Here is a 15955-nt window from a genome sequence, read left to right as displayed (position 1 = left end):
AGTTGGGTGCGTGAGCCCCGCGAAGACCGAGAGCACCGCCAAAAAACCGACCGGCGACGCGACGACCGATGGTCAGAAGCCAACCCTGATGTTGTTGGACGGCAACTCGCTGGCCTTTCGGGCCTTCTACGCGCTGCCCGCCGAGAACTTCAAGACCCAGGGCGGCCTGACCACCAATGCGGTCTACGGGTTCACCGCGATGCTGATCAACCTGCTCCGTGACGAGCAACCCAGCCATATCGCCGCCGCCTTCGACGTCTCGCGGCAGACCTTCCGCAAGGAGAAGTACCCCGAGTACAAGGAGGGCCGCTCGGCCACCCCTGACGAGTTCCGCGGGCAGATCGACATCACCAAGGAGGTGCTCGGCGCGCTGGGCATCACGGTGCTGGCCGAGCCTGGATTCGAGGCCGACGACATCATCGCCACGTTGGCCACGCAGGCCCAGGACGCCGGTTACCAGGTGCTGGTGGTCACCGGCGACCGGGACTCACTGCAGTTGGTGAGCGATGATGTCACCGTCCTGTACCCGGTCAAGGGTGTCAGTGAACTGACCCGGTTCACCCCGGAAGCGGTGGCCGCGAAGTACGGCCTCACTCCCGCGCAGTACCCGGATTTCGCCGCGCTGCGCGGGGATCCGAGCGACAACCTGCCCGGCATCCCGGGCGTGGGGGAGAAGACCGCCACCAAGTGGATCGTCGAGCACGGCTCGCTGCAGGGCCTGGTCGACAACGTGGACAAGGTCAAGGGCAAGGTCGGCGATGCGCTGCGTGCCAACCTGTCCTCGGTGGTGCTCAACCGTGAGCTCACCGAGCTGGTCAAAAACGTGCCGCTGCCGCACACCCCGGACACCCTACGGATGCTGCCCTGGGACCGCGACCAGATCCACCGGTTGTTCGACGACCTGGAGTTCCGGGTGCTGCGTGATCGGCTCTTCGACACGCTGGCTTCCGCGGACCCCGAGGTCGACCAGGGTTTCGACGTGCGCGGCGGGGCATTGGCGCCCGGTGAGTTGGCGGCCTGGCTGGCCGAGCACAGCCTGGGCAACCGGTTCGGTGTTGCCGTGGTGGGAACGCATTTGGCCTTCGACAGTGATGCCACCGCGCTGGCGATTGTCGCCAACGACGGCGACGGGCGCTATATCGACACCGCCACGATCCATCCCGACGACGAGGCGGCCCTGGCGGCCTGGTTGGCCGACCCGGGCCCGCCGAAGGCACTGCACGAGGCCAAGCTCGCCATGCACGACCTGGAAGGTCGTGGCTGGAAGCTGGCCGGTGTCACCTCCGATACCGCGCTGGCGGCGTACCTGGTGCGGCCCGGGCAACGCAGCTTCGCGCTCGACGATCTGTCGCTGCGCTATCTCAAGCGTGAGCTGCGTGCCGAAAACCCCGAGCAACAACAGCTTTCACTGCTCGATGACAATGAGGGCGTCGACGAGCAGGCAGTACAGGCACTGCTGCTGCGGGCCGCGGCGGTGATGGACCTGGCCGATGCTCTCGACGAAGAGCTGGCCCGTATCGACTCCTCCTCGCTGCTGGAACGCATGGAGCTGCCGGTGCAGCGGGTGCTCGCCGAACTGGAGAGCACCGGGATCGCGGTCGACGTGGACTTCCTGCGCGGGCTGCAGAGCGAGTTCGCCGACTACATCCGCGACGCGGCCGAGGCGGCCTACGCGGTGATCGGCAAGCAGATCAACCTGGGATCGCCCAAACAGCTGCAGGTCGTGCTGTTCGACGAGCTCGAGATGCCCAAGACGAAGAAGACCAAGACCGGCTACACCACCGATGCCGATGCGCTGCAAGGGCTTTTCGACAAGACCGGGCATCCGTTCCTGCAGCACCTGCTGGCCCATCGGGATGCCACCCGGCTCAAGGTCACCGTCGATGGACTGCTGGCGTCGACGGCCTCGGATGGCCGGATTCACACCACGTTCAACCAGACCATCGCGGCCACCGGCCGGCTCTCGTCGACCGAGCCGAACCTGCAGAACATCCCGATCCGCACCGAGGCCGGCCGCCGTATCCGCGACGGGTTTGTCGTGGGCAACGGTTACGCCGAACTGATGACGGCCGACTACAGCCAAATCGAGATGCGCATCATGGCGCACCTGTCCCGGGACGAGGGCCTGATCGAAGCCTTCAACACCGGTGAGGACCTGCACTCGTTCGTCGCCTCACGCGCGTTCGATGTGCCGATCGACGAGGTCACCCCGGAGCTGCGCCGCCGAGTCAAGGCGATGTCCTACGGTTTGGCCTACGGGCTGAGCGCCTACGGGCTTTCGGCACAACTGAAGATCAGCACCGAAGAGGCCAAAGAGCAGATGGACCAGTACTTCGACCGGTTCGGCGGCATCCGCGACTACCTGCGTGATGTGGTCGACCAGGCCCGCAAGGACGGTTACACCTCGACGGTGCTGGGCCGACGCCGGTACCTGCCCGAACTGGACAGCAGCAACCGCAACGTCCGCGAGGCGGCCGAGCGGGCCGCGCTGAACGCCCCGATCCAGGGCAGCGCCGCCGACATCATCAAGGTGGCCATGATCAACGTCGACCAGGCCATCAAATCCGCCGGACTGGCATCCCGGATGCTGCTACAGGTCCACGACGAGCTGCTGTTCGAGGTTGCCGAGGGCGAGCGCGACACGCTCGAGAAGCTGGTGCGCGAACACATGGGCAACGCCTATCCGCTCGACGTGCCACTGGAGGTTTCGGTCGGCTTCGGACGCAGCTGGGACGCCGCGGCGCACTAGCGCCGGGCAGGCGGCGGCCCCGTGCCGATGAACTCCGACGGCGATCAGCAGATTCGCTTCCTCGCCCGGCTGGGTGCGGCCATGTGCGCTGCGAACTACCCGGTGACGCTGGTGCGTCAGACCCTCGACCGCACCGCGGCCCGGTTCGGGGTGCGCAACGACGGCATCGCGCTGCCCAACCATGTCCAGGTGGTGGGTCCGGACGGCGCAGGCGGGACGGCGGTGCACGGCGCCCGCGTCGACGCCGACCTGCGTTTCGACCAGATCTTTCCGCTGGCCCGCCTGGTATCGGATGCACTTTCCGGCCGGGTGACCGCCGAGCAGGGGCAAAGCCGACTGGACGCCATCGGCGCGGCCGCCCGACGTTACCCGGCCTGGGTGACCGTCATCGGCTACGGGATCCAGAGCGCCGGTTTGTCGCTGGTACTGGAGCCCACCTTTCTCAACGTGCTGGCCGCGCTGGCCCTCGGTGCGATGGTCGGCGGGCTGCTGGTCGCCGGTCAGCGTGTGCCGATACTGGCCCAATTGGTACCCGCGATCAGCGCTTTCGCGGTCGCGTCGATCTGCATCGTGGCGGCATTGCGGTTGGACCTCGACCATGTCGGGCTGCGCGCACTGATACCGCCGCTGGCGGTGTTCCTGCCGGGCGCGGCGATCACACTCGCGGTGATCGAGCTGACCTCACGCGATGTCGTCGCCGGTACGAGCAGACTGATCGCGGGGTTCGTGCAGATCATCCAGCTGGCGTTCGGCATCCTCATCGCCACCCAGTTGTTGGGCATGCGCGAGGACCAGCTGAGTTCCGAAGCGGTCAACCACATCGGCCCATGGGCCCCCTGGCTCGGCGTCGCCGTCTACAGCCTGGGCGTGCTGCTGTTCCTGGCGCCACCGCTGTCGTTCCTGCCCTGGTTGCTGCTCATCACCTACACCGCCTTCGCCGCGCAGTACGCCGGCGACCTGCTGCTCGGCAGCTACGCCAGCGGCTTCTGCGGCGGTCTGGCGCTGACGCTGGTGGCGCTGGCGGTGTCGCGACGGCGCGCCGCGCCGCCCGCGATCACCATGATCCTGCCCGGGTTCTGGTTGTTGGTTCCCGGCTCGATGGGGTTGATCGGTGTCACCGAGCTGTTCGGTGCCGACGGCGATTCGGCACTACCGGCGACCTTGATATCGATGATCTCGGTGGCCTTCGGTCTGCAGGCCGGGTTGGTGTGCTGGCAGGTGATCCGGAGGGGCCGCCGCGGCGGCCTGCGTCAGAGGCCGGGTATCCGGTAGGCGGCCAGATGCTGCAGCTCCGGGGTGGCGGCCCGCGCAGCATGCACGCGATGAGCTTCCTCGGTGAGCATCGCGTGCACGCGGGCGTCACCGAATCCGCGGTCGATCCGGTCCCGTACGAAGGCCAACTCCACGACCTGGGAGGCGAAACCCTTTACCGCCTTGCCGGCGGCCTTGCCGCCATGCCTGGTGACCTCGGCGACGGCCAGCTTGCGGGTGCGGATCGACCGTAACCAGCTGGCCTCGTTGGCGGTCACCAGCCCGGCGGCCACCATGTTCGGCAGCTTCGCGGCCACCACCTGCTGCTCACGGTGCCTGCTCTTGACCGCCAGCCAGATCGCCAGCACGAATACCGGCATCATCCAGAACACGTACACCAGGAAGTACGCCTCGATGCTGATCACCGACGACCCGTTCCACATCGCGTGCAACACCACCGCGCCGGCATAACCGGCCACGATGCAGCCCAGCTTGGCCAACGGGTTGCGCCGGTGCAGTGCGAAGTAGACACCGACGGCCAGCGCCGAGACGAACAGTGAATGGGCGAACGGCGCCATGATCAGCCGCAGCGCCGCGGTCACCAGCGAACCGGCCAACGATTCGCTGTTGGCGATGTAGAGGATGTCCTCGAACCAGGCGAAGCCCGCTCCGACCAGGCCGGCGTACACCAGGCAGTCGGTCAGCGAGTTCAGTTCGTGGCGGCGTCGGCCGGTCATCATGATCAGCAGGAACAGCCCCTTGGCGGCTTCCTCGATGATCGGCGCGCGCAACGCGGTCGACTCGAAACCCTCCGGCAGGCCCGGGGTCGGAATGAACACGGCGTCGGCCCACAGCTCAAGGACCAGGGACAGGATGATCGCGACCGAGGCGCCCCACAGAAAGGCCAGGATCAGCAGCCGCGGCGGCTCGGGCTCCCAGCGGTCCAGCCACAGATAACACAGCACCACCACGGTGATCGCGATGCTGGACAGTACAAACCCGATGGCGGTGCCCACCGGGTTGGTCGCGGTGAGCAGGATCATCAGCAACCCGACGATGACGCTCAGGCCGATGATCACCGCGAGCGGGGCGCCGACCTTGCGGACGGTCGGCGGCCAGATCGGCAGGTGCGAAGGTGGCGTCAGCGCGGGCACGTGAGGAGACTAACCACACCCGGCCGCGGGGGTCGGGTTTGTCCAGCGTGTACCGCCTCTAGTACCCTCGAACAGTACCTGTGCGTTCCGTCATGTCTGGGGCCCGCGGGAACACCGCATCATCGCCGAGTCTGGTGTCGAATCTGCCGCCCGGCCCGCGATCGTGCAGCACGACCACAAAGCAACACCCAACTCAATGTCCCTACGATTGAACCTGTCCGGAGCAACCCACCACATGCCAAGTCCCTCCGTCACTTCCCCGCAGGTAGCCGTCAACGACATCGGCTCCGCGGAAGACTTCCTCGCCGCTATCGACAAGACCATCAAGTACTTCAACGATGGCGACATCGTCGAAGGGACCATCGTCAAGGTGGACCGCGACGAGGTCCTGCTCGATATCGGCTACAAGACCGAAGGTGTCATTCCTTCCCGCGAACTGTCCATCAAGCACGACGTCGACCCCAACGAGGTCGTTTCCGTGGGCGATGAGGTCGAAGCCCTGGTCCTCACCAAGGAGGACAAGGAAGGCCGTCTGATCCTGTCCAAGAAGCGCGCTCAGTACGAGCGTGCCTGGGGCACCATCGAAGAGCTCAAGGAGAAGGACGAGGCCGTCAAGGGCACCGTCATCGAGGTTGTCAAGGGCGGCCTGATCCTCGATATCGGCCTGCGCGGCTTCCTGCCCGCCTCGCTGGTGGAGATGCGTCGCGTCCGCGATCTGCAGCCGTACATCGGCAAGGAGATCGAGGCCAAGATCATCGAGCTCGACAAGAACCGCAACAACGTGGTTCTGAGCCGTCGCGCCTGGCTGGAGCAGACGCAAAGCGAAGTTCGTAGTGAATTCTTGAACCAGCTCACCAAGGGTGCCATCCGCAAGGGTGTCGTGTCCTCGATCGTCAACTTCGGCGCCTTCGTCGATCTCGGCGGCGTCGACGGCCTGGTGCACGTCTCCGAGCTGTCTTGGAAGCACATCGACCACCCGTCCGAGGTCGTCACCGTGGGCGACGAGGTCACCGTCGAGGTGCTCGACGTCGACATGGATCGCGAGCGGGTTTCGCTGTCGCTCAAGGCGACTCAGGAAGATCCGTGGCGCCACTTCGCCCGCACCCACGCCATCGGGCAGATCGTGCCGGGCAAGGTCACCAAGCTGGTGCCCTTCGGTGCGTTCGTCCGCGTCGAAGAGGGCATCGAGGGCCTGGTGCACATCTCGGAGCTCTCCGAGCGCCACGTCGAGGTCCCGGACCAGGTGGTCCAGGTCGGCGACGACGCCATGGTCAAGGTCATCGACATCGACCTGGAGCGCCGCCGCATCTCGCTGAGCCTCAAGCAGGCCAACGAGGACTACACCGAGGAGTTCGATCCCTCGAAGTACGGCATGGCCGACAGCTACGACGATGCGGGGAACTACATCTTCCCCGAGGGCTTCGATGCCGACACCAACGAGTGGCTCGAGGGCTTCGACAAGCAGCGCACCGAATGGGAGGCCCGGTACGCCGAGGCCGAGCGTCGGCACAAGATGCACACAGCGCAGATGGAGAAGTTCGCCGCTGCCGAGGCCGAAGAGGCTGCCCGCCCGTCGTCCTCCAGCAGCTCGTCGCGCTCCGAGGGTGAGTCGGCCGGCGGTTCGCTGGCCAGCGACGCCCAGCTGGCCGCTCTGCGGGAGAAGCTTGCAGGCAACGCCTAGCAGTTGACAGTACGGACGCCCCGGCCCCTTGGGTCGGGGCGTTCGTCGTCTCCGGTCACCGTGGCGAGCAGACGCAGAACTGCTCACATCGCCCATATTTCGGCACTTTTGCGTCTGCTCGCGGCGCCCTGACAGACTGTCGGGCGTGCTTCGAATCGGACTGACCGGCGGTATCGGCGCCGGCAAATCGACGGTGTCCTCCACCTTCAGCGAGTTGGGCGCGATCATCGTCGACGGCGACGTCATCGCCCGAGAGGTCGTGGAACCCGGCACCGAAGGTCTGGCCGCGCTGGTCGATGCGTTCGGCCACGAAATTCTGCACGCCGAGGGCCCCGATGCCGGCGCGCTGAATCGCCCCGCGCTGGCCGCCGTCGCGTTCAGCGACGAGGACAAGCGTCAGACGCTCAACGGCATCGTGCATCCGTTGGTGGCGCACCGACGTTCGGAGTTGATCGCCGCGGCCTCCGAGGATGCCGTCATCGTCGAGGACATCCCGCTGCTCGTCGAGTCGCAGATGGCACCGCTGTTCCCGCTGGTCATCATCGTCAACGCCGATGTCGAACTGCGGGTCGCCCGGCTCATCGAGTATCGCGGCTTCAGCGAGGCCGACGCCCGGGCACGCATCGCGGCCCAGGCAACCGAGGATCAGCGCCGCAGGGTGGCCGATATCTGGCTGGACAACTCCGGTTCACCGGGCGCGCTCGTCGAGCAGGCCCGCGCCCTGTGGCATGAGCGCATCCTGCCGTTCGCGCACAATCTGCAGGCCGGGCACCCCGCACGGCGCGATGCGGCGGTCGTGCCCTACGACCCGAGCTGGCCGGACCAGGCGCAGCGCATTGTCGCCCGGCTGAACACGGCGTGCGGACATCGCGCGACGCGTATCGATCACATCGGTTCGACCGCGGTCCCGGGAATGGACGCCAAGGACGTCATCGACGTCCAGGTGACGGTGCCGTCATTGGAGGTCGCCGACGAACTGGCCGACGCGTTGCGCACGGCCGGTTACCCGAGAGTGGCCGGCGTCGACGCAGACACCGTGCACGGCGACGACCAGTCGATGTGGCGCAAGCGGTTTCACGCCTCGGCCGATCCGGGTCGTGCCACCAATGTGCACCTTCGGGTGCAGGGTTGGCCCAATCAGCAGTTCGCGCTGCTGTTCGTCGACTGGTTGCGCGCCAACCCCGGTGTCCGCCAGGACTATCTGGCCGCCAAGCGGCGGGCACTGACGGCACCGGACTACGCCGAGGCCAAGGAGCCGTGGTTCCTGGACGCCTACCACCGCGCCGCCGAGTGGGCGAAGACCACCGGTTGGAGCAGCTGAGCTCTCAGGCAGGCGGCGGGGGTGCGGCGGGCTGTCCGGGGTAGCCCGGCAGCGCCGGCACACCGAGGGCCGCGGCACCCGAGGCCGGATCGTTCAGCGGTGCACCGCATTGGATCGTTCCGTAGAGCGGATCGTCTTTGGGCCGGAAGAGCCGCGGGGCGATGAACTGGTCGGCCTGGGCGACGATCTGATCGTCGACCAGGATCTCGCAGTGCAGGTTCGACCCGTAGGGCCATTCGATGGACAGTTCCAGACCCGCCAGTTTCGGGTCGGTCATCACGGTGTTGACCTCGAAGGTCTGGCCAGGCAGCAGGGTCGGCTGCTCGCTGTTGACGTTCTGATCATCGGCCTTGTAGGCCACGATCGCGCCGCGCGACGTGCCGTCGGCCCGCGCGCGGTAGGTGATGTTGTGCAACAGCGGCACCGGGGCGGAGTCGGTGGCCGCCGGCTGGGGCTGTCCGGTGTCGGGCTCGGCGACCGCCGAGGCCGGGAGGAGCTGCCCTGCCAGCATCAGCCCCGCTGCCGTGGCGGCCAGCACCGCTGCGTGCCTGCGAACACTCATGACGGTGACTTTACGCCCGCCACGTCAGCACCACACCGTGCCCGGCCAGCCAGCGGTCCAGGTCATAGCCGTTGCGGGCCAATCCGTCGATGGTCGTGGTGGCGGCGGTGATCGCGTGCTCGGCGACCGCCGGGGTCACCAGCTGCTCACACACCGCGGCGATGAGCTCGTCGGTGTCGGTGAGGACGACCTCGCGACCGGTGCGCACGATCAGGTCGAGATAGTGGTCTTCGGCCGACCAACCGTCCGCACCGGCGGTGTAGTCGCCGATATCGAGGTAGAAGTCCTGGTCGCGTTCGTGGCCGGGGTTGAAATGGAAGACCGTGGCGCGCAGGTTCAGCGCGGGCAGCAGCCATGACTCCAGGTAGTGGAACTGGTCCCGGCCGGGGGCCGGCCGGGCCATGTACAAACCCCAGGGGTGCACATCGAACACGTCGACATCGCGCACGATGCCCTTCGGATCGGTGTTGGTGCCGGCGCGCAGGTCGAAGTACTCGCGTTTGGGCGGGTGCATATCAGCGTCCTCGACGCAGACGGCGCAGGTCGAGCACGAGCGGCCCGCGTCCGGGCGGCCGGGTGACGATGCGCAACACGACCCCGATGACGATCGCCAGCCCGCAGCCGGTCCACAACAGGTCGGCGGCCTCCAGCCAACTGCACCGGTGCGACGGGCCGAGACCGCCGTCACCGCAGGTCGAGCCGAGCCGAGCGGCGATCTCACCGGGACCCGGCCACACCAGCAGGACCGCGCAGACAACCCCCACCACCAGCAGAATCAGTCCCAGGAGTCGCAGGGCGACGCGCGCGGGTTCGGACACCGCGTCACGGTAGCGCGGCCGGGCTGCCCGCGGGGAATGAACTTGTCGGTACCCGCGCTTAATCTGGAGCTATGGCATTCGCTACCGAACATCCTGTGTTGGCGCAGTCGGAATACCGGCCTGCCGCCGACGCGGTCGACGGCATCGTCCGGTCGGGCGGCAAGTTCGAGGTGGTCAGCGAGTACGAACCCGCCGGTGATCAGCCCGCGGCCATCGACGATCTGGAACGCCGGGTCCGCGCAGGCGAGCGCGACATCGTGCTGCTCGGCGCCACCGGCACCGGCAAGTCGGCCACCACCGCCTGGCTGATCGAGCGGCTGCAGCGGCCCACGCTGGTGATGGCGCCCAACAAGACGTTGGCCGCCCAGCTGGCCAACGAGCTGCGGGAAATGTTGCCGCACAACGCCGTCGAGTACTTCGTCTCGTACTACGACTACTACCAGCCCGAGGCGTACATCGCTCAGACCGACACCTATATCGAGAAGGACAGCTCGATCAACGACGATGTCGAGCGGCTGCGGCACTCGGCGACGTCGAGCCTGTTGTCGCGCCGCGATGTCGTGGTGGTGGCATCGGTGTCGTGCATCTACGGTTTGGGCACCCCGCAGTCCTATCTGGACCGCTCGGTCGAGCTCAAGGTCGGCGATGACGTGCCCCGCGACGGACTGCTGCGGCTGCTGGTCGACGTGCAGTACGACCGCAACGACATCGCATTCACCCGGGGCAGCTTCCGGGTGCGCGGTGACACCGTCGAGATCATCCCCGCGTACGAAGAGTTGGCGATCCGCATCGAGTTCTTCGGCGACGAGGTGGAGGCGCTGTACTACCTGCACCCGCTGACCGGTGACGTGGTGCGCAAGGTCGACTCGGTGCGGATCTTCCCCGCCACCCACTACGTCGCGGGACCGGACCGGATGGCCGTGGCGATCTCCAGCATCGAGGCAGAGCTCGAGGAGCGGCTGGCCGAGCTGGAAGGCCAGGGCAAGCTGTTGGAGGCGCAGCGGCTCCGGATGCGCACCAACTACGACCTGGAGATGATGAAGCAGGTCGGGTTCTGTTCCGGTATCGAGAACTATTCGCGACATATCGACGGCCGAGGTCCCGGCACCGCGCCGGCCACCCTCATCGACTATTTCCCGGAAGACTTCCTGCTCGTCATCGACGAGTCCCATGTCACGGTGCCGCAGATCGGCGGCATGTACGAGGGCGATATGTCGCGCAAGCGCAATCTCGTCGATTTCGGGTTCCGGTTGCCCTCGGCGGTGGACAACCGCCCGCTGACCTGGGAGGAGTTCGCCCAGCGCATAGGGCAGACGGTCTATCTGTCGGCCACCCCGGGCAATTACGAGATGGCCCAGGCCGGTGGTGAGTTCGTTGAGCAGGTCATCCGCCCGACCGGGCTTGTCGATCCGCAGGTGCACGTCAAGCCGACCAAGGGCCAGATCGACGATCTGATCGGCGAGATCCGGCTGCGCACCGAGCGCGACGAGCGCGTGCTGGTCACGACGCTGACCAAGAAGATGGCCGAAGACCTCACCGACTACCTGTTGGAGATGGGTATCCGGGTGCGGTATCTGCACTCCGAGGTCGACACCCTGCGTCGGGTGGAGCTGCTGCGGCAGTTGCGGCTCGGTGAGTACGACGTGCTTGTCGGTATCAACCTGCTTCGAGAGGGCCTGGACCTGCCCGAGGTGTCGCTGGTGGCGATCCTCGACGCGGACAAGGAGGGTTTCCTGCGGTCGCCGCGCAGCCTCATCCAGACGATCGGTCGCGCCGCGCGCAACGTGTCCGGCGAGGTGCACATGTACGCCGACAAGATCACCGACTCGATGAAAGAGGCGATCGACGAGACCGAGCGTCGCCGCGCCAAGCAGATCGCCTATAACGAGGCCCACGGCATTGATCCGCAGCCGCTGCGCAAGAAGATCGCCGACATCCTCGACCAGGTGTACCGCGAGGCCGACGATACCGAGAACGTCGAGGTCGGCGGGTCGGGCCGCAACGCCTCGCGCGGCAGGCGCGCGCAGGGTGAACCTGGGCGCGCCGTCAGTGCCGGCATCGTGGAGGGCCGTGATACGGCGAACATGCCGCGCGCCGAGCTCGCCGATCTGATCAAGGATCTGACCGAGCAGATGATGACCGCCGCGCGAGATCTGCAGTTCGAGCTGGCAGCGCGTATCCGCGACGAGATCCAGGACCTGAAGAAGGAGTTGCGCGGCATGGATGCCGCCGGGTTGAAGTAGGGGAGTGGCGCCCCGAGGTGGCGACTTGAACTCAACCGCGGTTGAGCTTCTAGGTTGGCGTGGTGACCGACACCCACATCTCGACCGATAGCGGCTGGCGTGCGTTGCTGGGCCCGAAACACCTTGGCGTCTCGACGGTTCTGGCGGGCGGGGTGGCGCTGTACGCCACCAACGAGTTCCTGACCATCAGCCTGATGCCCAGCGCGGTCGCCGAGATCGGCGGGCAGCGCTTCTACGCGTGGGTGATGACGGTGTACCTCGTCGCCTCGGTGGCGGCCGCGACGACCGTCAGCGCGGTGCTGGCGCGACTCGGCCCCCGGTCGGCGTATCTCGGTGCATTGACGGTCTTCGGGCTGGCGGGTATCGCCTGTGCGCTGGCGCCGACGATGGAACTGCTGTTGGTGGGCCGCACCGTCCAGGGCGGGGCCGGCGGCCTACTGGCGGGGCTGGGCTACGCGGTGATCAACACCGCGTTACCGCAGGCGTTGTGGACGCGCGCCTCGGCGCTGGTATCGGCGATGTGGGGGGTGGGCACGCTACTGGGCCCGGCGGCCGGTGGGATGTTCGCCCAGTTCGCTTCGTGGCGTTGGGCTTTCGGCGCTCTGGTGATACTGACCGCGGTGATCGCCGCGCTGGTGCCGATATCACTGCCCAAACGCAGCGGTGGTGATCGGGTCGCGCCAAGCAAGATTCCGGTTCGGTCCCTGGTGCTGTTGGGTTCCGCGGCCCTGCTGGTCAGCGTCGCAGGTCTGGCGTCCGACCTGCTCATGACCGGTCTGATCCTCGCGTCGAGTGTGGCGCTGATCGGTGCGTTCATCATCGTCGATCGCCGGGCGGCGCGGGCGGTGGACAACCAGACCACCGGCAAATCTGTCCTGCCGCGCACGGCTTTCCGGCGCGGGCCGCTGAAGTGGATGTACGTGACCCTCGGTCTGCTGATGGCCTCGACCATGGTGGACATGTATGTCCCGCTGTTCGGTCAGCGGCTCGCGCAGCTGGCGCCGCTGGCGGCGGGTTTTCTGGGTGTGGCGCTGGCTGTGGGCTGGACCATCAGCGAGATCCTGAGCGCCTCGGCCGATCGGCGGGCAGTCGTGGTGCGGATCGTGGTCGCCTCCCCACTGGTGATGATCGCCGGGCTGGTGGGTTCGGCCGTGGTGGTCGAGCATGCGATGACGGGTTGGTCGGTCGGGTTGTGGGTGGCGGCGCTGGTGGTCACCGGAACGGGGATCGGGATGGCCTGGCCGCACCTGTCGGCATGGGCGATGGGCGGTGTCGACGATCCTGCGGAGGGTCCTGTCGCGGCCGCGGCCATCAACACCGTCCAGTTGATCTGCGGTGCGTTCGGGGCCGGTCTGGCGGGCGTCGTCGTCAACCACTCGGCGGCCGACGATGTGCACGCCGCCCGGGTGCTGTTCATCGTGTTCGCGGTGCTGGCGTGCGCGGCCGTCATCGCGGCGTGGCGCGCCACCCGACGGGACGGACGCATCCGTGATTCAGACGGCATCTCACATCGCAAGACAGGTGTCGAGAAGTGACAGCGTGTCCGGCATCGGCACTCGTTGTCCAGGCCGCGGGTCAGACTTTGCCCCGTTCACACGCCCGGCGGTATCGGACTTAGCTGGACGGTTGATCTTGGTACGGCTGAGTTCTGCTGTGGCGGCGGTCAACCGTTGATGTTCGTGAGAAGCCTGCTCCCAGCTGGACTGTTGCGTCTGCTGTGGCCCGGGCGGCACCGCGCCGCGCGCATGACCGAGATTTTGTGCTATTTGCCAGAATCGCAAATTGGGTAGTTTCTTTGGAAATTACCGACCTGCTAATTATTTGCTGTTGAATGGTCCAGTTATGGAACGCTGAGGAATGCTGACATTACTTTTGAGTAAGTTGCGCGAAAGGTGGGCCGGTCCGCTAATTTCCCTGCATTGTCGATCCCTGCAGGTTCGACGCCATTACTGGAGAGCTGGGTGGTCACATGTGGGGTCGCGGTGTTCGGGTGGTACGCACTTTTACCAACCGAATCGTTATCGGCGTCGCAACCGTTGCGCTCGTTGCGGCCACGGGTAGCCACTTTGCTATGCCCCCCACCCCTCGCGTGGTTGCTCACGAGGTCGTCAATGTCGCTGCGATCGTGGAATCACCGTCGACCGTCGGCATGGCGGACTCGAACATCTACTTCACCGACAGCCTCGAGCAAGTGATCGAGCATCTCGATCTGATCGAGTCGCTCGGCGTGAAGAACGTCCGGCTGCTGGTGCCGTGGATTTTCGTCCAACCCACCGACCCCATGGGCGCTCCGGTCGACTGGGAGGCCGACCTCGACTGGGCCAAGCTCGATCAGATCGTCTACGAGGCGGACCGTCGGGGAATGGGCATCCTCGGTGTCCTGCAATGGTCGCCCGACTGGGCGACCGATGGCCCGACCGGCAGCGGGCATCCGTCCGATGTGCAGGACTTCGCCGACTTCGCGGCCGCCGTCGCTGATCGGTATCGCGACAAGATCACCGCCTACGAGGTGTGGAATGAGCCGAACGCCTCGTTCTTCTGGAATCCCATCGACCCGGTCGAGTACACCCGGCTGTTGCAGGCGACCTACACCTCGCTCAAGTCGGTCAGTCCGGATATCACCGTGGTCGGCGCCGTCGTGAGCGCCACCCTCACCTGGGGCGATGCCACGATGAACGCCGTCGACTTCGTGGAGGCGATGTACGCCGCCGGCGCCGACGGGTTCTTCGACGCGATCTCGATCCACCCGTACAACTTCGACACCAAGTTCTCCGAGCAGGACGATTTGGACTGGCGCGAATTGATGCCGCTGTTCCAGATCCAGAAGATCCGCGAGTTGATGGATCAGCATCAGCAACCGGGCGAGGAACAACTCAAGATCTGGATCAGTGAATACGGTCTGCCGACCAGCGTCGTCACCCCGGAGAAGCAGCTGGCGTTCATCACCGATCTGCTGAATGCGTGGCAATCGTTCTCCGGCGGCGGTCCGATCTTCATGTACACGACCAAAGACGATATGAACGCCATCGGCGACGAACGTTTCTTCGGCTTGTTCGACGAATACGGGAACTTCAAGGGCAGCCCCGAGGCGCTGCGTGACTTCCAGCGGCTGATCGATTGCCTGGACGGGTGCTCGCCCGGCAATCCGGGTAACCCGTCGAATCCGTTGGGCTCGTTGCTGGAACTCATCCAGCACGTCGTGACCCAGGTGCTGAGCTTCGTGCCGAACCTGGTGGCCGGTGTGGTGTCGGCGGTGACCAACCTGTTGGGGTCGATCCTCGGCGGGCTCTCCGGTGCGAGCACCGCGACCGAACCGGTCGGTGTGGGCGCGGGCATGCGGGCCATGGCGGCCGAGCAGGCCGGGACGGACGCAGTGGCGGAGGTCGATGGACCGGAGGCCCTCGCCGCCGCACCGTCGCTCGGCGGGGCGGTCACCGAACCGCTGGGTGACGCAGTGGCGGACGAATTGCCCGTCGCCGGTGAGGAAACCGTTGGTGGGGTGGGTGTCGAACCGGTGACCGATTCGTTGTCGGCGGATCCCGTTGTCGGCGAACCTGTTCTGGAACCCGTTGTCGAAGCGCCTGTCCAGGAAGCCCCGGAAGTGGATGAGCCCGCAGTGGACGTGCCTGTTGTGGACGAGCCGGTGGTCGACGTGCCTGCGGTGGACGAGTCCGTGGTGGAGGAGCCCGTCATCGAGGTGCCGGTGGTGGAGGAGCCCGTCATCGAAACCCCGTCGCTGGAACCGGTTCTCGAACCGGCCGATGATCCGTCGGAGTCCACCGTCACCGAGGAGACCACCCCGACGCGCGCCGAGTCGGAGCAATCCGAGGCATCGATCCGGGTTGAGCTCACCAGGCCCTCGAGTCGGTCGTCGACGGACGACAGCTTCGAGGACAAGACCGACCGCCCGACGGTGGGCCGGGAGCCGAGTCGCACCGAGGCCAGCGCCGTCGAACCGGGGATGCGGTCCTCGGAGCGTCCGGTGGGGCGGGAGAACGACGGTGCGACCGGAGTGACGGGAGATAAGGGAAGTAACGATCACGCCGAGCACAACTCTGGGACATCGTCGCCGTCGGTGGCAGATTGAGCGGTGCTGCGGGTGTGGCTGAGTGGCTAGGCACCGGCCTGCAAAGCCGTTTACACGGGTTCGAATCCCGTCACTCGCTCGTATGTATA

The 15955-nt window shown here is 66.4% G+C and carries 11 protein-coding genes and 1 tRNA gene; 8 read left to right on the top strand and 4 right to left on the bottom strand.

Annotated features, from left to right (window positions below):
- The first annotated feature begins 10 nt into the window (after positions 1–10).
- Entirely contained in the window at positions 11–2749 is a 2739-nt protein-coding gene (gene polA / locus PGN27_RS04135) for a DNA polymerase I (protein ID WP_418888524.1), read from the top strand.
- 27 nt (positions 2750–2776) lie between these two features.
- Positions 2777–4021 (top strand): threonine/serine exporter family protein, encoded by a 1245-nt coding sequence (locus tag PGN27_RS04130; protein ID WP_335325224.1) that lies wholly within the window; start codon positions 2777–2779, stop codon positions 4019–4021.
- Here PGN27_RS04130 and PGN27_RS04125 read toward each other — a convergent pair.
- Positions 4000–5154: a PrsW family intramembrane metalloprotease gene (locus PGN27_RS04125; RefSeq protein ID WP_335324948.1), complete on the bottom strand. Its 1155-nt coding sequence runs from the start codon at positions 5152–5154 to the stop codon at positions 4000–4002. The genes PGN27_RS04130 and PGN27_RS04125 overlap by 22 nt on opposite strands.
- Positions 5155–5389: 235 nt before the next feature.
- Between PGN27_RS04125 and rpsA the strand changes: the two genes are divergently transcribed.
- Positions 5390–6835 carry a 30S ribosomal protein S1 gene (rpsA, locus tag PGN27_RS04120; RefSeq protein ID WP_019511500.1) on the top strand — a complete coding sequence of 482 codons (1446 nt, stop codon included), beginning with the start codon at positions 5390–5392 and terminating at the stop codon, positions 6833–6835.
- Between the two features lie 145 nt (positions 6836–6980).
- Positions 6981–8156 carry a dephospho-CoA kinase gene (gene coaE, locus PGN27_RS04115; protein ID WP_335324947.1) on the top strand — a complete coding sequence of 392 codons (1176 nt, stop codon included), beginning with the start codon at positions 6981–6983 and terminating at the stop codon, positions 8154–8156.
- A gap of 4 nt (positions 8157–8160) precedes the next feature.
- Here coaE and PGN27_RS04110 read toward each other — a convergent pair whose 3' ends face one another.
- Genes PGN27_RS04110 through PGN27_RS04100 form a run of 3 tightly spaced genes read right to left on the bottom strand, consistent with a single transcriptional unit; the run spans position 8161 to position 9536 of the window.
- Complete coding sequence (locus PGN27_RS04110) at positions 8161–8718, bottom strand: hypothetical protein (protein WP_335324946.1); 558 nt, start codon at positions 8716–8718, stop codon at positions 8161–8163.
- 10 nt (positions 8719–8728) lie between these two features.
- Entirely contained in the window at positions 8729–9232 is a 504-nt protein-coding gene (locus PGN27_RS04105) for a ribonuclease FAU-1 family protein (protein ID WP_335324945.1), read from the bottom strand.
- A 1-nt stretch (position 9233) separates the two neighbouring features.
- A complete protein-coding gene (locus PGN27_RS04100) occupies positions 9234–9536 on the bottom strand; it encodes a hypothetical protein (protein WP_335324944.1) in 303 nt (100 codons plus the stop codon).
- Between the two features lie 71 nt (positions 9537–9607).
- Here PGN27_RS04100 and uvrB point away from each other — a divergent pair, with 71 nt between their 5' ends.
- The 4 genes from uvrB (at position 9608) to PGN27_RS04080 (ending at position 15945) form a co-directional block, all read left to right on the top strand.
- The gene (gene uvrB / locus PGN27_RS04095) at positions 9608–11779 is read left to right on the top strand and encodes an excinuclease ABC subunit UvrB (protein WP_335324943.1); all 2172 of its coding nucleotides are present in this window, start codon (positions 9608–9610) and stop codon (positions 11777–11779) included.
- A gap of 62 nt (positions 11780–11841) precedes the next feature.
- Complete coding sequence (locus PGN27_RS04090; protein ID WP_335324942.1) at positions 11842–13314, top strand: MFS transporter; 1473 nt, start codon at positions 11842–11844, stop codon at positions 13312–13314.
- A gap of 536 nt (positions 13315–13850) precedes the next feature.
- Positions 13851–15866 carry a cellulase family glycosylhydrolase gene (locus PGN27_RS04085; RefSeq protein WP_335324941.1) on the top strand — a complete coding sequence of 672 codons (2016 nt, stop codon included), beginning with the start codon at positions 13851–13853 and terminating at the stop codon, positions 15864–15866.
- Positions 15867–15874: 8 nt separating this feature from the next.
- A tRNA-Cys gene (locus PGN27_RS04080) sits at positions 15875–15945 on the top strand.
- The last annotated feature ends 10 nt before the right edge of the window (positions 15946–15955 follow it).

The organism is Mycolicibacterium neoaurum (genome assembly GCF_036946495.1).
Classification (GTDB): Bacteria; Actinomycetota; Actinomycetes; order Mycobacteriales; family Mycobacteriaceae; genus Mycobacterium; species Mycobacterium neoaurum_B.
This window is presented reverse-complemented; position numbering and strand designations above follow the sequence as displayed.